This is a genomic window from Actinomadura sp. RB99 (assembly GCF_014706005.1).
Classification (GTDB): Bacteria; Actinomycetota; Actinomycetes; order Streptosporangiales; family Streptosporangiaceae; genus Spirillospora.
Map to the genome: position 1 here is coordinate 1 of NZ_JABMCA010000007.1, position 17,779 is coordinate 17,779.

At 72.8% G+C, this 17,779-nt stretch carries 12 protein-coding genes; 5 read left to right on the forward strand and 7 right to left on the reverse strand.

All coding sequences use genetic code 11. From position 1 onward, the window contains the following. Together amrb99_RS08665 and amrb99_RS08670 are read right to left on the reverse strand one after the other, a co-directional pair. On the reverse strand, positions 1-1,042 hold a 1,042-nt coding region (locus amrb99_RS08665; RefSeq protein WP_206699874.1), incomplete at its 3' end, for a hypothetical protein. Between the two features lie 18 nt (positions 1,043-1,060). Further along, the gene (locus tag amrb99_RS08670) at positions 1,061-2,221 is read right to left on the reverse strand and encodes a glycosyltransferase family 4 protein (RefSeq protein ID WP_347256602.1); all 1,161 of its coding nucleotides are present in this window, start codon (positions 2,219-2,221) and stop codon (positions 1,061-1,063) included. A gap of 161 nt (positions 2,222-2,382) precedes the next feature. On the opposite strand from amrb99_RS08670, the gene amrb99_RS08675 reads away from it, so the two are divergent. Continuing rightward, complete coding sequence (locus amrb99_RS08675; protein ID WP_190854488.1) at positions 2,383-3,513, forward strand: DUF1972 domain-containing protein; 1,131 nt, start codon at positions 2,383-2,385, stop codon at positions 3,511-3,513. 4 nt (positions 3,514-3,517) lie between these two features. Beyond that, positions 3,518-4,435, forward strand: coding sequence for a phosphotransferase (locus amrb99_RS08680; protein ID WP_190854490.1), 918 nt, complete (start codon positions 3,518-3,520; stop codon positions 4,433-4,435). A gap of 105 nt (positions 4,436-4,540) precedes the next feature. Here amrb99_RS08680 and amrb99_RS08685 read toward each other — a convergent pair whose 3' ends face one another. From amrb99_RS08685 to amrb99_RS50810, 3 genes are all read right to left on the reverse strand, one after another. Further along, positions 4,541-6,169: a hypothetical protein gene (locus amrb99_RS08685; protein ID WP_190854492.1), complete on the reverse strand. Its 1,629-nt coding sequence runs from the start codon at positions 6,167-6,169 to the stop codon at positions 4,541-4,543. A gap of 276 nt (positions 6,170-6,445) precedes the next feature. Further along, on the reverse strand, positions 6,446-8,089 hold the full coding sequence (locus amrb99_RS08690; RefSeq protein ID WP_190854494.1) for a PQQ-like beta-propeller repeat protein: 1,644 nt from the start codon (positions 8,087-8,089) through the stop codon (positions 6,446-6,448). A gap of 209 nt (positions 8,090-8,298) precedes the next feature. Continuing rightward, the gene (locus tag amrb99_RS50810) at positions 8,299-11,460 is read right to left on the reverse strand and encodes a LamG-like jellyroll fold domain-containing protein (protein WP_190854496.1); all 3,162 of its coding nucleotides are present in this window, start codon (positions 11,458-11,460) and stop codon (positions 8,299-8,301) included. Positions 11,461-11,700: 240 nt separating this feature from the next. On the opposite strand from amrb99_RS50810, the gene amrb99_RS08700 reads away from it, so the two are divergent. Together amrb99_RS08700 and amrb99_RS08705 are read left to right on the forward strand one after the other, a co-directional pair. Further along, positions 11,701-12,282: a hypothetical protein gene (locus tag amrb99_RS08700; RefSeq protein WP_190854498.1), complete on the forward strand. Its 582-nt coding sequence runs from the start codon at positions 11,701-11,703 to the stop codon at positions 12,280-12,282. A 57-nt stretch (positions 12,283-12,339) separates the two neighbouring features. Further along, the gene (locus amrb99_RS08705; RefSeq protein WP_190854500.1) at positions 12,340-14,151 is read left to right on the forward strand and encodes a right-handed parallel beta-helix repeat-containing protein; all 1,812 of its coding nucleotides are present in this window, start codon (positions 12,340-12,342) and stop codon (positions 14,149-14,151) included. Positions 14,152-14,436: 285 nt separating this feature from the next. Here amrb99_RS08705 and amrb99_RS08710 read toward each other — a convergent pair whose 3' ends face one another. After that, positions 14,437-15,324: a sulfotransferase gene (locus amrb99_RS08710; RefSeq protein ID WP_190854502.1), complete on the reverse strand. Its 888-nt coding sequence runs from the start codon at positions 15,322-15,324 to the stop codon at positions 14,437-14,439. Positions 15,325-15,422: 98 nt separating this feature from the next. Between amrb99_RS08710 and amrb99_RS08715 the strand changes: the two genes are divergently transcribed. After that, on the forward strand, positions 15,423-16,781 hold the full coding sequence (locus tag amrb99_RS08715) for an O-antigen ligase family protein (protein ID WP_190854504.1): 1,359 nt from the start codon (positions 15,423-15,425) through the stop codon (positions 16,779-16,781). Here the strand turns inward: amrb99_RS08715 and amrb99_RS08720 are convergent. Continuing rightward, positions 16,725-17,765: a hypothetical protein gene (locus amrb99_RS08720; protein WP_190854506.1), complete on the reverse strand. Its 1,041-nt coding sequence runs from the start codon at positions 17,763-17,765 to the stop codon at positions 16,725-16,727. The genes amrb99_RS08715 and amrb99_RS08720 overlap by 57 nt on opposite strands. Positions 17,766-17,779 lie beyond the last annotated feature (14 nt).

Consider the following 17,779-nt stretch of genomic DNA (forward strand, 5'->3'; position numbering starts at 1 on the left):
CGGCCCTGCGGGCGCGGTGGCCGCGGCCCCGCTCGGGGGCGGGCGCGGGCGGCGGCGGCTGCTCCTCCGCGTAGGCGTCGGACCGGTAGCCCTCGTGCCGGTACGCGTCGTCGCGGCCGTCGCCGAGGGACCGGCGGCCCTGGTAGGACCGGCCGGCCGGAAGCTCGGGCATCGGCGTCCCGGGGCCGCCGAGCATGCCGCCCGGGGCGCCTCCGGGCACGCCGCCCATCGCGCCGGCGGGCGCGGCCTGCACCTGGCCGCGCGGCCGCGAGGAGGCGCGCAGGAACGACACGATGCAGGCCAGGATCGCGCCGATCGCGAAGCCGATCGCGCCGTTCTGCGGCAGCTTGCTGGGCGTCGGCGCGGTCGGGTCGGCGGTGTCGGTGAACTGGACGCCGTCATTGTTCTTCGACCGGGCCGACAGCAGGCCGCTCTCGTCCGACTGCATCTTCGCGAGCTGGCTCGCCAGCATCTTGTACGGCCGCGTGCCCGCCTGCGTGGACTGCATCTGCTGCGTGATCTTCGTCTCCTGCTCCTTCAGCCCCTTGATCTGCTCGTCGAGGTTGCTGTTGTTCGTGGAGACGGTGACGTCCTGGTAGGCCTGGAGCACCGCGTTGGCGATGACGGCGGCCTCGGGCATGTTGGAGCCGTTGGCGGTGACGACCACGACCCCGCCGTCCGGCTTGCTGGAGGTCTTCACCCGGCCGCGCAGCTGCTCGCCGGTGAGGTTCGGGCCGTGCTTGCTCTTGACGATCTCGGCGGCGCGGGCCATCACGGGCGTGGAGCCGGCGAACGCCGCGCGCTGCGCGGTGTACGCGGCGTACCCCTGCCCGGACACGACGCCCATGCGCAGCGCGTTGTTGTTGTTCGTCGGGTCGGTGACGGCGAACCTCGCGGTGGCGGTCGCGCCGCTGAACAGGATCTGGGTGGCGGCGACCGAGGCGAGGACGCTGGCCAGCACGATGATGAGAGACATCAGCCGGTAGCGCCAGACCGCCTCGACGAGGCTGATCTCCGGTGTGACGGGGGTCTGTGCTGTCATCGGATGCTCTTGGAGTCCTCAGGAGGCCGTGGGCGGGATGAAGTCGGCGTCGGGTCCGGCGAGACGGCGGACGGCGTCCCGCAGCTCGTGGTGGTAACGGTCCTTGCCGAACCGCCGGGCGGCGTCGGCGCCGGCCCGCTTGGCCATCGCCTGGGCGCCGTCCCAGTCGTCCAGCAGCCGGGCGATCCCGGCCGCCAGGGCGTCCGGGTCGTCCGGGTCGACCAGCACGCCGTTGTCGCCGTCGGCGACGATCTCGACCAGCCCCTGGGTGGCGCTGGCGACGACCGGCCGGCCGGCGAGCATCGCCTCGACGGCGACGTTACCGAAGGGTTCGACGCGCGAGGGGACGATCGCGATGTCCGCCTCGGCGAACGAATTCCAGACCGACGCGCGGAAACCCGCGAAGGCCACCGCGCCGTCGTCGCCGGCGAGGCCGCGCAGCTCCTCCTCGAACCACTCATATCCGGGGAAGACGCTCCCGACCAGGGTCAGGTTCGCATCGTAGCCGCGATCGCGCAGTGATCGGACGGCGCGGACCGCGACATCGGACCCCTTGCGCGGCGACAGCCGCCCGACCAGGACGATCCGGGCGGGCCCGTCGAGCACCGCGCGCGGCGGCGCGACCGGCTCCGGCGGCTCCTCCACCCCGTTGTAGATGATCCGGGCGCCGCGGCCGGCGGAGCCGAGCGCGGCGGCGCTGGCGCGGCTGTTGACGACGATGGAGCGGGCGAGCCGCAGCGGCATCGACAGCGCGGCGCGCACCGGGCCGGGCACGTCGTCCTCGGCCTCGTGCACGTGGCACAGGGAGGGCACGCGGGCGAGCCGGCCGGCGAGCAGCCACAGCGGGATCGTCACGGTGTTGACGTAGAGCGCGGCGGCCCGTTCGCGGCGCAGGAGCCGCCACGCCTTCGGCAGCGCCCGCGTCGCGGCGAACGCCAGCCGGACGAGGCCGAGCGGCGTCATGTACGACTTGCGCAGGACCGGGACGGGCAGGACGACGACCTCGGCGCCCGCGTCCCTCAGCACCGGCGCGAGCGGCCCGTCCGCGGGCAGCGTCACGATGACGCGGTGGTCGGGGACCAGCGCGCGCACCGACTCCACGAGCATCCGGTCGGACCCGTAGAGATCGGGCGACGGGTGCGCCAGCACCACCGCGGACCTCGCGTGCCGTTCGGCCACTTGCCCCTCCTTCTGGTGATCCAGCCCCCTGGATACCAGTCTCCCGCAACCTTCAGATTAACTGTCGTTTACCGCAGGGACGCGCAACCCCCCTTCCGCATAATCTGTGCGGATCAATCACAAAGTGACGGTAATGGCTGGGGGTCAGGGTGCGCATCGCCATGGTAGGGACGCGCGGGGTGCCGGCGCGGTACGGCGGCTTCGAGACGGCGGTCGAGGAGATCGGCAAGCGGCTCGCGGCCGGCGGGCACGAGGTGACCGTCTACTGCCGGGGCGAGCGGCATCCGGAGCCGGAGTACCTCGGCATGCGGCTGGTGTACCTGCCGGCGATCGAGAAGAAGGTGGCCGAGACGCTCAGCCACACCGGGCTGTCGGTGCTGCACGCCTTCCGCAGCAAGATCGGTAAGGAGGGCGCGGACGTCGCGCTGCTGTTCAACGCGGCGAACGCGCCGATGCTGCCGATCCTGCGGACGCTGCGGATCCCGGTCGCGACGCACGTCGACGGCCTGGAGTGGAAGCGCACCAAGTGGAGCGGTACCGGGCAGAAGTACTACCGGGCCGCCGAGGCGATGGCGGTGCGCTGGTCGGACGCGCTGATCGCCGACGCCGTCGGCATCCAGGACTACTACCGCGAGCGGTTCGACGCCGACACGGTGTTCATCCCGTACGGCGCGCCGATCCTGACGAGCACCGACACCGGGAAGCTGGCGGAGGCGGGGTACGAGCCGGGCGGGTTCCACCTGGTCGTGGCCCGGTTCGAGCCGGAGAACCACGTGCACCTGGCGGTGGAGGGCTACCGGCGCAGCCGGGCCTCGAAGCCGCTCGTCGTCGTCGGCTCGGCGCCGTACGCCGACGAGTACACCGCGCAGGTGAAGGAGCTGGCGGGCGACGACCCGCGCATCACGTTCATGGGCGGCGTGTGGGACCAGGACCTGCTGGACGCCCTGTACGCGGGCGCGCTCACCTACATCCACGGCCACTCGGTCGGCGGGACGAACCCGTCGCTGCTGCGCGCGATGGGCGCCGGGGCGTCCGTGCTGGCCTACGACGTGAACTTCAACCGCGAGGTGCTGGGCGAGGAGGCGGGCCGGTTCTTCGGCGACGCGGCGGAGCTGGCGGCGCAGGTGGAGGCGGCGGAGGCCGACCCGGGCGCGGCGGCCGACCGGGGCGACGCGGCGCGCAAGCGGGCGGCGGAGCGGTACGTGTGGGACGACGTCGCGGCGTCCTACGAGCGGCTGTGCGAGGACCTGGTGGCCGGTCGCCGTACGCGCAAGACCATTCGCGGCAAGTGACGACATGAACGAGCAGATGACCACATCTGGTCATGAATTCGTCCGTCCCCGGATGGGCACCGGCAACGTCCTGGTCCCCGCCGGTTCACGGCGCGGTGCCCGCGCCGGCGTCTCGCTGTTCACCCGGTCGAAGCTGCCCGCGCTGGCCGCCCAGTGGGCGCTGTACGGCGCGGTGGCGGTCGCCGGGCCCCGCGTCCTGCCGGGCCCGCGCGTCCGCTGGGAGCCACCGGGAGGGCCGGAGCGGTGGCAGACGCTGGTCGACCGGATCGGCACGTTCGACGGCCTCGCCCTCTACGAGCGCCCGCAGGCGTCCCGGACGGGCCTGGCGGCGGTGCTGCTGCGCGACGGGCGCCCCACCGGGTTCCTCAAGCTCCGCGACGACCCGGGCGAGCTGGATCGCGAGGAGCGCGCGCTGTCGGCGTTCCCCGAGGGGCGCGCGGACGGCTTCCGCGTCCCCCGCGTCCTGGACCGCGACGAGACCGCCGGATGGCACTGGATGGTGATCGAGGCGATGCCGCCGCGCCCGGCCCGCCCGGTGCGCGGGATCGCGCTGGCGCCGCTGCTGGCGGACCTGCAGCGGCGGCTCGCGGCGGTGCTGCCCCGCCCGTCCGGGACCCCGGACCACTGGGCGCCGATGCACGGCGACCTGACGGCCTGGAACCTGCGGCACTGCGGCCGGGGCCTGCCGTGGCTGATCGACTGGGAGGACGCGGCATGGGCGCCGCCGGGCGCCGACCTCGTCTACTACGAGGCGACGCACGCCACCGTGTTCGGGAAGCCGTCCGGGCGCGACGACGTGAGCGGCTGCGCGGAGGCGGCGGAGTTCTGGCTGAAGCGGGTCGCGCAGCGCTCCGCGGGCGACCACGACGCCGCCTTCAACACGCGGCTCAGCGAGATCCTGCGGGGCATCGGCCGGGGCTGAGCCCCCGGCCGGGGCCTGCGGTCCCGGAACCCCGCGCGCACGACGAACGCGCCCCGGTGACGTCCACCGGGGCGCGTTCTCGTGTCAGGGGTCAGTGCGCGCGGGTCACCAGGTGACGGCCGCGGACGCCGGGCCGGTGATCGTGTTGCCCAGCGGGTCCTTCACGCGGATCCGGTAGGTGTGCTTGCCCTTCGCCGCCTTGGTGTCGGTGAAGGACATCGACGGCTCGGCCCAGAACTTCGACAGCTGCTTGACGGTGGTCAGCGCGGTCGTCGAGCTGTCGCGCAGCACCTCGTAGTGCAGCCAGCCGTTGTCCATGTCCCAGGTGCCGGTCCAGGCCACCTTGAGGCCGGTGGAGGTCTTGGTCACCGTCGGCGCCTTCAGGGAGCCGGCCTCCGGCCCGACCTTGTTCGCCGCGTTGGCCTTGATGGTGAACCGGACGAGGCCCGCCTGCGCCTTGCCGTTCACGTTCGGGAACTCGCCGCCCATCGCGATGTAGCTGCTGTTGCCCGTGACGGCCCACGCCGCCTGGTACTGCTGGGTGAAGGTGCCCATGCCGAGCTTCGGGAACCAGTCCAGCAGCTGCGGGATCGGCTGCTTGCTGTAGTTGCTGTTGGTGCCCGGCTTGCCCTTGTCGGTGCCGCGCGCGTCGAAGGTCTCGGCGATCGTGCGGTGGTACGTCTCCGGGTCGGTCTCCGGGAAGGCGCCGAGCGAGGTGCAGTCGTGCGCGTGGCCGACGCTGTAGACGGTCTGGCCGACGGGCAGGATGCCGTAGGTGGCGCCGTAGCAGTTGTCCAGCCACACCAGGTCGCCGTTGCTCGCCTTGGCGGCGAACCGGCCGTCGAACCAGTGGTACCGCTCGCCGTCGGCCGCGCCGTAGACGACGCCGTTCTGGATCCGCAGGTCCGTGACGTAGGAGTAGCCGTACTTGCCCGCGCTGTCGGGCTCGGTGGCCTTGGTCGGGATCGGCTTGCTGGTCCACTCCAGCGTGCCGCCGTTGGTCGCGCTGACGGCGCCGATGCCGACGTGCTTCTCGCCGTTCAGCTGCTGGAACCGGCCGCCGACGATCACGCGGTCGCCGTACACCGCGAGCGCGTAGACCTCGTCGTCGTTGGCCGCGGGCTTCCAGGTGTCGATGTTGGAGCCGTCGGACGCCTTCACCGCCGCGAGCCGCGTCCGCGACTTGCCGTTGACGTTGAAGAAGTTGCCGCCGATGTACACGGTCGAGTCGGTCGCGGCGATCGCGCGGACGCGGTTCTTCACGTTCGGCGCGAACGAGTCGATCAGCGCGCCGGTGGCGGTGTCGAACGCGGCGAGGTGGTTGTGCGCCTTGCCGTCCACCTTCGTGAAGTCGCCGCCGACGTAGACGCGCTTGCCGTCCGGCGAGGCCATGATCCGCAGGCCCTGGCCGTCGAGGGTGTGCACGAAGCCGGTGCTGAGCTTCCCGGTCGTCAGGTCGAACGCCATGATGTTGCCGCGGTCGACCTCGCCGGCCCCGCCCGCCTTGACGCCCGCGGGGCGCGCCTTGGTGAAGTTCCCGGTCGCGTAGACGGTGTTCCCCACGGTCGCCATGCTCCACACGACGCCGTTCACCTGCGCGGTCGGCAGCGGGTCGGCGCTCACGGTCGCGGGCACGCCCGAGGCCGGCATGGTGTCGGCCGCGACCGGTCCGGCCGGGACGAGGGCGGCGCCCACCAGCGCGAGGGCGGCGGCCGCCCCCAGGCTCGCGCGCACGCCGGTACGGCGCTGTCGGATAGAAGCACTCACGAGTCGGTTCCCCTAAAGCACGTGACCCCCGGTGGCCCCCTCGGCCACTCCGGTCTGGAGATCTTAGTGGCCGCCGGGCGCCGTCCATCCGCGGAATTGGGAAATCGTGATCGAAATCGCTTACAGAGCGCTTGATACCGACTGCTCAGCGCAGTATGGCCAATTCCGGAAATAGAAAAGCGCCCCGAGGTGTAAACCTCGGGGCGCTTTCACGCGTCGCTGTCCCGGTCGCCCGGGACGCCGTCACCGCCGGACGGAGTTGGACGCCGCGCTCGTCGCGGCGTTCCCGTTCGGGTCGACCGCGCGGATCTTGTAGGTGTGGGCGCCCTTCGGGGCGCTCGTGTCGGTGTAGGTGAGCGTCGCCGGGTTCCAGAACGACGCCGACTTCTCCAGCGTCGCGATCGGGGTCGTGCCGCCGTCGCGCAGCACCTGGTACTTCAGCGTCGCGTTGTCCATGTCCCAGGTGGTCTTCCACGAGACCCGGATGCCGCCGCTGCGCAGGCTCGCCGTCGGCGCCTTCAGGTCGGCCGTCTCCGGGCCCACCTTGTTCGGCGCGTCCGCCTTCACCGCGAACCGGACGAGCCCGGCCTGCGCCTTGCCGTTCACCTTCGGGAACTCGCCGCCCATCGCGACGTAGCCGCCGTTGCCGGTGACCGCCCACGCCGCCTGGTACTGCTGGGTGAACGACCCGATGGCGAGCTTGGGGAACCAGTGCAGCAGGCTCGGGACGGGCTGCCGGCTGTAGTTGCTGTTGGTGCCCGGCGCGCCGCGGTCGGTGCCGGTCGCGGCCTTGGTCTCCGACAGCGCCCGGTGGTTGGTCTGCGGGCTGGTGTCGGGGAACGCGCCGAGCGAGGTGCAGTCGTGCGCGTGCGAGACGCTGTAGACCTCGTTGGCCACCGGGTACACGCCGTAGGTGGCGCCGTAGCAGTTGTCCAGCCACACCAGGTCGCCGGTGTCGGCCTTGGCGGCGAACCGGCCGTCGTACCAGTGCAGGCCCTCGCCGTCGGCGCCGGCGTAGACGATGCCGTCGTCGACGCGCAGGTCCGTCACGTACGAGAAGTGCTTGCTGTCGAGCTTCGTGGGGATCGGCCGGCTGCTCCACGGCAGCGTGCCGCCGTTGTTCGCGCTCACCGCGGCGATGCCGACGTGGGTCTCGCCGTTCAGCTTCTGGAACTTGCCGCCGACGAGCACGCGGTCGCCGTACAGCGCGAGCGCGTAGACCTCGTCGTCGTCGGCGGTCGGCCGCCACGTCCCGACGTTGGACCCGTCGGACGCCTTGACCGCCGCCAGCCGCGTCCGGCCGCTGCCGTTGACGTTGAAGAAGTTCCCGCCGACGTACACGGTCGAGTCGGTCGCGGCGATCGCGCGGACCCGGTTGTGCACGTTCGGCGCGAACGAGTCGATCAGCGCGCCGGTCGTGGTGTCGAACGCGGCGAGGTGGCCGTGCGGCTTGCCGTCGACCTGGGTGAAGTCGCCGCCGACGTACACCCGGCTGCCGTCCGGCGACGCGATGATCCGCAGGCCCTGGCCGTCGAGGGTGTGCACGAACGTGGTGCTGAGCTTCCCGGTCGTCAGGTCGAACGCCATGATGTTGGACCGGGCGACCTCGCCGGCGCCGCCCTCGGCGACGCCCGCGGGGCGCGCCTTGGTGAAGCTGCCGGTCGCGTAGACGGTGTTGCCGACCGTCGCCATGCTCCACACGACCCCGTTGACCTGCGCCGTCGGCAGCGGGTCGGCGCTGACGGTGGCCGGTGTCCCGGACGGCGGGTCGGTGTCGGCGGCGACCGGACCGGCCGGTACGAACACGGCGCCAGCCAGCGAGAGGGCGGCGGCCGCCGCCAGGCCCGCGCGGACCATCGTCCGGCGCTGTCGCAGAAGAGCTCTCACGAGTCGGATCCCCTAAGCCTTGGCCCGGTGGCCACTCGCGGCCACTCCGGTGCACGGATCCTATTGGGCCGCCAATCCGATACATCCGGCCCCTTATGAAATCGTGACCGAAGTCGCTTTCGCTGGCTGACCGGGGGAATCCCGATCTTCGGCGCGGCACGGGAGAGCGCCCCGGGGCGCGGGCCCCGGGGCGCTCTCCGCGCCGGTCGTCAGCCCGCGGCCCGGGACGCGCGCAGGTCGTCGATCGACACGACCGTGGGCCCGTTGGTGGAGTTGCCCGCCAGGTAGGCCCGGACCCCGACCGCGCCCGCGGCCTGGAGGCCGCCCGTCGCGTCGGTGCCGGTCGCCTGCCAGTCCGGCTCGGCGGTGCCGTCCGCCCACACCTTCGCCTTCAGCGCGGTCGGCGACCCGCCGGTCACCTGGAGGCGCAGGCGCAGCGGCGCACCGGGCCGGTAGGTCACGCCCGCCACGGTCTGCTCGGTGCCGACGGCCGTCTCGGCGTTGCTCGCGTCGGTGCGGCTGAGCTGCAACGACACCACCCCGGACGGGCGCAGCCTGATCCGCGCCCGGTAGTCGCCCTGGCCGGCGACCCGCCGCCCGATCGCCCACACGTAGACGCCGTTGCCGGTGCCCTCCTTGTCGGTCGCGACGGTGAACGCCAGGTCGGTGTCCTGCGACGACACCGCGTTCAGGTTCGCGCCGCCGTCGTTCTTCGCGGCCGGCATCTCGATCTGCCCCGTGCCGCCCACCGACAGCACGCCGCCGGAGCCGACCCTGCTCCAGGCGCCGCCCGCGTCGGCGGTGCCCCAGCCGCCGGTGACCGTCCGCCCGAACGCGTCCGACGCCAGCACCGCCGACGTCGCCTTCACCGTGTGCACGACCTCGCCGGTCGCGCCCTTGTCGTCGGTGACGGTGAGCTTGACGGTGTAGTCGCCCGCCGACGCGTAGGCGTGCGACGGCTGCGCGCCGGTCCCCGCCGTCCCGTCGCCGAAGTCCCACGCGTAGCCGGTGACCGTCCCGTCGGGGTCCGACGACGCGGACCCGTCGAACGAGCAGGCCAGCGAGTCGCACGACGAGGTGAACGCCGCCGCGGGCGGCTGGTTCGGCCGCACCGTGCCGGTGCCGAGGCCGTGGTGGCGGGAGACCTGGTCGGCGGTCAGCGCGCGCGGGTACACCGCGGGCTCGTCGATCGTCCCGTTCAGGTAGTCGCTGGACGGCCGGTTCGGCCAGCCGGAGAGGTTGTCGCCGCCGATCCGCCAGTAGCCCGCGTAGCTCTGCGCCGACGTGACGCCGCCGTCGGCCGCGACCTGCTCGCCGTCGACGTACAGCCTCATCCCGGCGCTCCCGTCGAGGGTCCCGACGACGTGGTGCCACGCGCCGTCGTTCAGCCCCGCGCCGCTCTGGACCGTCTTCGCGGCGCCCGGGTAGACGCCGAACACGACCCGGCCGTCATTGGTCATGTACAGGTGCCGGTCGTAGGACGAGCTGTTGCCGGACGCGCTGCCCCCGTACCCGATGATCTTCCCGCCGCTGCGGGACGCCGTCTTCACCCACGCCTCGACGCTGAAGTCCCCCGGCGTGGACGCGGCGCCGCTTCCGGCCGACGAGCCGAGGAACCCGCCGAAGCCCACCGCCTTGTCGGCGTCGCCGGAGACCGCGCCGGCCTGGCCGCGCGTCGTGCCGGCGCCGAGCGCGAGGTCGTTGGAGCCGGCGTAGTCGTACGCGGGGCCGCTCGCCTCGCCGAGCCGCCAGTAGGCCTGCGCCCCGTCCGCTCTGATCTGGTCCGAGTACGGGCCGGGCGTGCCGTCCGCCGCCGTCGCCGGGTCGGACGCGGCGCTGGTCACGGCGTTCCCGGCCGCGTCCACCGCCCGCACCCGGTAGGTGTGCGCGGTGCCCGGCGCCGCCGTCTCGTCGAAGTAGGCGGCGTTCGGCTCGTCCCAGAACGTCGACGTCCGGTCGACCGTCCCGACGGGCGTCGTGCCGCCGTCGCGGAGCACCTCGTACTTCAGCGAGGCGTTGTCCATGTCCCAGGTGGTCTTCCAGCCGACGCGGACGCTGCCGTCCGCCATCGCGGTCGCGGTCGGGGTGCCGAGGTCGCCGGCCTGCGGGCCGGCCTTGTTCGGCGCCTTCGCCTTCACCGCGAACCGGACGAGCCCGGCCTGCGCCTTCCCGTTCACGCTCGGGAACTCGCCGCCCATCGCGACGTAGTCGGCGTTGCCGGTGACGGCCCACGCCGCCTGGTACTGCTGGGTGAACGACCCGATCGCCAGCCTCGGGAACCAGTGCAGCAGGCTCGGGATCGGCTGCTTGCTGTAGCTGCTGCCGACGCTCGGACTCCCGTGGTCGGTCCCGGTGGCCGCCGTCGTCTCGGCCAGCGCCCGCTGGAACGTCTGCGGGCTGGTGTCGGGCCAGGCGCCGAGCGAGGTGCAGTCGTGCGCGTGCGACACGCTGTAGACGGACTGGCCCTGCACGAACATGCCGTAGGTGGCGCCGTAGCAGTTGTCCAGCCACACCAGGTCGCCCGTGGCGGCTTTGGCGGCGAACCGCCCGTCGAACCAGTGCCAGCCCTCGCCGTCCGCGCCGGCGTATACGGTGTCGCCGGAGACGTACAGGTCCGTCACGTAGGAGAACAGGCTGCTGCCCTGCTTGGCGGGGATCGGTGTACTGCTCCACGGCACCGTCCCGCCGCCCGCCGCGTCGACGGCGCCGATGCCGACGTGCTTCTCGCCGTTCAACTGCTGGAACCGGCCACCGACGATCACGCGGTCGCCGTACAGCGCGAGCGCGAACACCTCGTCGTCGTCGGCGGTCGGCCGCCACGCGTCGATGTTGGCGCCGTTCGACGCCTGCACCGCGGCGAGCCGCGTCCGCGACTTGCCGTTCACGTTGAAGAAGTTCCCGCCCAGGTAGACGGTCGAGTTCGTCGCGGCGATCGCGCGCACCTTGGCCGACACGGAGGGAGCGAACGACGCGTCGAGGGCGCCGGTGGCGGTGTCGAAGGCGGCGACGTGGTTGCGGGTCTGACCGTCCACGGCGGTGAAGTCGCCGCCGACGTAGACGCGCTTGCCGTCGGGCGAGGCCGCGATCCGCAGGCCCTGCCCGTTCAGCGAGTGGTCGAAGGACGAGATGAGGTTCCCGGTCGTGAGGTCGAAGGCGAGGATGTTCTGCCGGGCGACCTCGCCCGCCCCGCCCTCCGCGACGCCCGGCGGGCGCGCCTTGGTGAAGCTCCCCGTCGCGTAGACGGTGCCGCCGACGGTGGTCATGCTCCACACGACCCCGTTGACCTGCGCGGTCGGGAGCGGATCCGCGCTGACGGTGGCCGGCGTGCCCGCCGGCGGGTCGGTGTCGGCCGAGGCGGGTGCGGCCGGCATGGCGGCGGCGCCGGCGAGCGCCGTCGCGAAAGCGGTGAAGACGGCTATCGCCGTTTTACGGACGCGCGGCGCGCGCCGGTGCGAAGGTACAGATCCCACTGAGCGATCCCCTGCCGATCATCTCCGGCGGCCCCCTCGGTCCCGGAGTGAGAGCAGGGTAATCCCGGGATTCCTGTTTACACTGTTCTGCCCTGGAACTTCGTTTTCGTTTTCCACTGATACCGATGAGGAGAGAGCCGGATGTCCGATCGGGGAGCGCGTCCGCACAGGCATCTCGCCGCGACGGGTGCCGTCCTCGCCCTCGCGCTGGCGCTGACCGGATGCGGCGGCGGGAAGAAGAAGGCGGCCGACCCGACGCCGCCCCCACCGCCGAGCGAGCAGCCGACCGAGCAGGCCAACGCGGCGCCCGGCTCCGCCGCGCTGAAGTCGTCCGGCGGGCTGCGCAAGCCCGTCACCTACGACGACAAGGTCAGCGTGGCGATCAGCAACATCCGCTACGTCAAGAACAAGGACCAGGGGCCCGGCGAGCTCACCGGCAAGGTGCTCACCATCTTCACGCTGAAGTTCAGCAACGGCTCCGGCAAGCCCCTCGACCTCAACAAGGTGCAGGTCACGGCCGTCTACGGGGCCAAGAAGACGCGGGCCCAGCACACCTCCTACGCCAACCTGAACGACTTCTACGGGACCGTCCCGGCGGGCGGGACCAAGTCGGCGTCCTACGCCTTCGACCTGCCGTCGACCGGCTACAAGTCCGTCATGGTCGGTGTCAAGTTCGACGCACAGCACAAGACCGCGCTGTTCGCGGGCGCCCTCCACAACTGACGGTTCCGCGAGGTACGTTCGTGGTTCCAGCGTTCCCCGGGGGTAAAGGGTCGTGACATGTCTGGCTCGAACCGGTCGCGCACCGCTCAGCGCGCGATGATCGTCAAGGTGCTCGCCCTGCCGGTGATCGCGGGCGTCGGCTTCCTCGGCTGGCAGCTGCCGCAGAGCCACGACCCGGCCCCGGAGACCGTCCCGGTGCCGGGCGCGCCGGGCGCCGCGCCCGTCGGGTCCACCGCCTACGAGATCCCCGACGGGGCGCTGTTCGTGTCCCCGACGGGGAGCGACGGCGCGGACGGCACCAGGAAGCACCCGCTGCGCACGCTCGCCAAGGCGGTCGCGAAGGCGCGCTCCGGCGGCACGGTCGTGCTGCGCGGCGGCGTCTACCACGAGTCGGTCACCGTCCCCGGCGGCAAGCGCCTGACCGTCCAGTCCGCGCCGCACGAGGCCGTCTGGCTCGACGGCAGCTCGCCCGTCGGCGGCTGGCGGCAGGGGAACCGCGCCTGGGTGCACGAGGGCTGGACGACCCGGTTCGACAACAGCCCGACCTACACGGCGGGCGCCCGCGCCAGCGGCGACTCCGACTTCCGGTTCGTCTCGCCCGACCACCCGATGGCCGCGCACCCCGACCAGGTGTGGCTGGACGGCGTCCCGCAGAAGCAGGTCGGGTCGCGCGGCGACGTCAAGGACGGCACCTTCTACGTCGACGAGGCGTCCCACCGGCTCTACCTCGGGACCGACCCGCGCGGCCACGACGTCCGCGCCAGCACCCTGTCCGAGGCGCTCACCATCGGCGGCGCCGGGTCCCGGCTGCGCGGCCTCGGGGTGCGCCGCTACGCCACGTCCCTCCCCCAGCTCGGCAGCGTGAAGGTCACCGCGCCGGACGTCACCGTCGAGAACGTCGCGGTGAACGAGTCGGCCACCACCGGCCTCAGCGTGCTCGCCGCGCACGCCCGCGTCCGGCACGTCACCACGACCGGCAACGGCATGCTCGGCGTCCACGCCAACTACGCCGACGACCTGCGGCTCGACGCGGTGCGCAGCACCGGCAACAACGTCGAGCGCTTCAAGTACTCGCCGGTCTCCGGCGGCGTAAAGGTGACCCGGTCCCGGAAGGTCGCGGTGACCGGCGGCGTGTTCGCCGACAACCTCGGCAAGGGCGTGTGGATGGACGAGTCCGTCTACGACATCACGCTCACCGGCGACCGGATCCTGCGCAACGCCGACCACGGCGTCTCGCTGGAGCTGAGCGCCAAGGCGGTCGTCGCCGGCAACGTCATCGGCGACAACGCCGGCGACGGGGTGAAGGTGAACAACACCTCCGACGTCCAGATCTGGAACAACTCGCTGTCCGGAAACGGCCGCACGATCCACCTCGCCCAGGACCCGCGCAGCCCGTCCGACCCGCACGCGGCGGGCCGCGACCCCCGGCAGAAGACCGCCGACCCGGCGATGACCTGGCGCGTCTCCAAGATCGTCATCAGCAACAACACGCTCGCCGACGCCCGCGCGGGCACCCCCTGCCTACTGTGCGTCGAGGACGGGACGCACCAGCGCGGCGGCGGCCAGATGGGCGTCACCGTCAACGGCAACGTCTACGTCCGCCCGGGCGGCGGCCCGAGCACCCTCGTCCGGTGGGCGCGCGGCTCCGGCGGCACCACCGACTTCGGCGACCTCGGCCGGTTCCGGTCGGAGACCGGGCAGGAGGCGCGCGGCGTCCTGAAGACCGCCGCGACCGCCGCCGGGCCGGGCGGCGAGCTGGAGCGCGGCCTCGCCGCCCAGGCGGACGCCGGCAACGCGCTCCCCCTCCCCGCCCCGATCGCCGCCCTCGTCGGCAAGCCCACCGGAACCCGCCACATCGGCTCGTTCTAATTGCATCGCCCTTGGCGGTCGGGCCCTGGGGCCCTCCCTTCAACGGGCGATGCGTGCGATCGCAGCATCGCTCCGACTCGCCCTGGGGGCTCGCTGCGCGATCAAGTTCTCGCTTCGCTCGAATCCGGCTTCGCACGCGATCGCGACGCTTGAGGTCCGCGACGGCTGGGGTGACGGGCTGGGGCCGGCGCTCAGACACGCTGCTGAGGCCGGCGCTCGGGCTCGCTCAGGCGTGCCGGTGAGGCCGGCGCTCAGGCTTGCTGAGGCCGGCGCTCGGGCTCGCGGTTAAGGGCGCGTCCAGGGGAACTCGCGGCCCAGGAGGGCTTCCAGGTCGGCGTTGTAGGGGGCGTAGTGCTCGGCGAGCGCCTGGCGGGTCGCGGGGGCCAGGTCCTGGCTCGGCGCCGCGTTCCACACCTTGACCGCCGACGGGGGCAGCGGCGCGGGCTCCAGCCCGAGGAACCGCGCCACCGTGTCGCAGGCGCCCTGCGGGTCGGCGTAGAACTCCTCCGCCGCCAGCACGCAGAACCGCTCCGCCGGGAAGTGCTTCATCCAGCGCCGCAGGTGCGGGGCGTACTCGCCCTGCGCCCGGTACGACTGCTGCTCGTGCGCGTAGCTGGTGTAGCCGGGCTGCTCGGCGACGATCCGCTCCTCCTCGCCGGCGAGCCGGTCCGCCTCGGCGGCCAGCGCCTCCTCGAACGAGGGCAGGTCCTCGGCGTTCTGCCGCCGCCGCTCCCGGTAGTGCGAGAACGCCCGCTCGATCGGGTCGCGCAGCACCAGCAGGATCTTCGCGTCCGGGACGTCCCGCCCCGCCCGCTCCGCCGCCAGCGGATGGAACAGGTAGTACGGCGACCCCTCGCCCACGACCTTCCCGGCCCGCCGCGCGGACGCGGGGAAGTGCGACCGGTACCAGGCGGCGCCCTTGTCGTAGTTGGAGTCGAAGTAGTGCACGCCCTTGGTGTGGTTGTCCTTGGGCAGCAGCCGCGCGTTCGGGAACAGCGGCATCACCTGCGGATGCTCCAACAGCGTGTAGTACAGCGAGGTGGAGCCCCCGCGCTTCGCCCCGATCAGCAGGAAGTCGGGGCCGGGGCGCAGCGCCGCCGTGCTCATCCCGTACCCACGGATCATGCTGCGGCCCGCGGCGACGACCGGGCCGGGAAGAGTCCCTCGATTCACATCGGACAGATTACCGGCCCGGCGCCCGTATTCTTGGTCTCGTCTTTAACGGGCCCGCGAGGGCGCGGCGGCGGCCGGACTCACCCAGGGAGGGCCTCATGACCGTCAGGAGCGTCTTCCCGCGCCGCCGGCCGCCCGCGCCGAGCGCCGGCTGGTGGGCGTTCACCCTGCCGCTCGCCCTCATGCTCGCCAGCGACTACAAGCTGCGCAGCCGCGACGTCGACAACGCCGTCGGCGGCAGCGCCGACCTGACCGTCCTGGTCGAGATCGCGATCTACGGCGCCGCCGCCTTCTACCTGGTGTGGAAGTTCGGGCTGCGGGCGCCGCGCCGCCGCACCACCGGGCTGCTGCTCGCGGCATGGCTGTTCTGCGGGTACGTGGCGTTCTCGGCGCTGTGGTCGCCGTTCAAGTCGCTCGGCCTCGTCCGCGGCGTGCAGCTGCTGATCACGATGCTGGTGGCGCACACCATCGCGACCCGCGCCACCCCCGCCGACCTGCGCAAGCTCGCGCACATCTTCGTCGGGATCGTGCTGGTGTCGGTGGGCATCGGCGTCGCGCACCCGTTCCCCCGGACGCTGCACACCGAGTCCCGGTTCAACTGGCTGTACGTCCACCCCGTCATCGCCGGCGTGTACCTCGCGGTCGCGATCCTGCTGGTCGTCGGCTACCTGATCCGGTGGAACCGGCCGCAGGACCGGCTGTGGCACCCGGCCGTCTACGCGGTGGCGCTGGCGGTCCTGACCGGCGCGCTCGTCGCCACCGGGACGCGCGGCGCCGCGCTCGGCTGCGCCGCCGGGCTGCTCGTCCTGTTGGCCACCGCCCGCGGCCCCAAGGGCCGGATCGACCTGATCGTGATGGGCGCCGCGGTCGCCGTGCTGGCGGTGCTGGCGTTCTCCGACAAGATCCTCGCGTTCGTGGCGCGCGGCGAGAGCACCCAGCAGCTCGCCACCCTGAACTCCCGCACCGAGCTGTGGTCGCTGGCGATGGACGCGTTCCGGGAGGAGCCGATCTTCGGCCGGGGCCTCGGCGCGTCCCGCGGCCTCTTCCTGGACAGCATCGGCCTCGGCGGCGGCCACAACGCGTTCATCAACGCGCTCGTCGACAACGGCGTGGTCGGCACCGTCGCGTTCGCCGCGCTGCTGCTGACGCTCGGGTTCGTGCTGCTGACGCTGTGCCGGCACCGGACGCTGCGCGCCGACGCCGGCATGCTGCTGGGGATCTTCGGCTGCTTCCTCACCGACAGCATGACCACCGAGGGTCTCGCCGCCCCCGCGAACGTGTCGTCGGTGTGGCTGTTCATCCTCGTCGCGTGGGCGGAGACGCTGCGCAGGCAGGGCGGCGACCCGCTCCCGGTCGTCCAGCGGTCGCCCGCGGAGACGGTCGTCGACGCGGCCGGCTGGTCACCCGCCGCCGTGACGGCGACCGCGCAGATAGAAGCCGGCCCCGACAAGCCCTAGCAGGACCAGCCCGACCAGCGCCCCGGTCCCGAGTAGACCGCCCGGCATGCCGGACTTGGACGGGATCTCCACCGGGGAGCCGCCGCCGTCGGTCGCCGGCGACGCCGACGGGTCCGGCTCCGTCGCCGCGTTCGCCTCGGGCAGCGCCACCGTCCGGAACACCGGACGGGCGCCCGCCCCCGCCAGCAGGACCTTCCGGCCGTCCGACGACACCCCGAACGCGGGCCCCGCCAGCGACGCCGGCGTCTTCACGACCTGCCCGACGTCGTCCCGGATCCCGCCGAGGATCCGCACGTCCGTGGTCGTCTTCAGGATCACCCGCCCGTCCCGGGTGAAGTCGCCGCCGCGCACCGGGAACGGCAGCGTCCGCAGCCGCGTCAGCGCGTTGTTCGACGGGCCGAGCACCCCCGGCAGCGCGAACACGGCCGCGGCCGCGGCGTCCCGGGTGATGATGTAGACGCGGCTCTCCGCCGGGTCGGCCAGCAGCGCCGCGCCCCGGTGCCCCCCGTCGGGGTACTTGAGCCTGAACGTCTTCACCGGCAGCGTCCCGCCGGACAGGGTCCTCGGCTCGGCGACCCGGTGCAGCAGCAGGCCCCCCGTCCGGCCGGAGCTCAGGTCCCCGACGAACAGCCCCGACTCCCCGGCCCCGTTCTTCACGATCGTGATGGCGTCCCACCGCGTCGCCGTCGCACCGGACAGCGTGTACGTCGCGCGGGTGCGGCCCTTGGCGTCCAGCGCGAACAGCCGGGGCCCGCCGGCGGCGGCCGCGACCGTCCACCAGATGTCGGGGTGCAGCACGCCCGCGACCATCGCGGCGGGCCCGGCCAGCGCGGGCCGGAACGCGGTGCGGGCGGCCGCCGTGGTCGTCACGGCGGGACTCGGTGACGGCGCCGTCTCCGCGACCGCCTCCGGCCCCGTCAGGACCACGAGCACCACCGCCGCGCCACCCGCGGCGAACCGGAGCCTGAGGGGGTTCGTTCTCACAGTCTGACGTCCAT

What these genes read in the sequence shown, in the direction of transcription:
- amrb99_RS08715 (WP_190854504.1), top strand. Translation starts at nt 15,423, where the DNA reads ATGACCGTCAGGAGCGTCTTCCCGCGCCGCCGGCCGCCCGCGCCGAGC.
- amrb99_RS50810 (WP_190854496.1), bottom strand. Translation starts at nt 11,460, where the DNA reads ATGCCGGCCGCACCCGCCTCGGCCGACACCGACCCGCCGGCGGGCACG.
- amrb99_RS08675 (WP_190854488.1), top strand. Translation starts at nt 2,383, where the DNA reads ATGGTAGGGACGCGCGGGGTGCCGGCGCGGTACGGCGGCTTCGAGACG.
- amrb99_RS08700 (WP_190854498.1), top strand. Translation starts at nt 11,701, where the DNA reads ATGTCCGATCGGGGAGCGCGTCCGCACAGGCATCTCGCCGCGACGGGT.
- amrb99_RS08705 (WP_190854500.1), top strand. Translation starts at nt 12,340, where the DNA reads ATGTCTGGCTCGAACCGGTCGCGCACCGCTCAGCGCGCGATGATCGTC.
- amrb99_RS08680 (WP_190854490.1), top strand. Translation starts at nt 3,518, where the DNA reads ATGAACGAGCAGATGACCACATCTGGTCATGAATTCGTCCGTCCCCGG.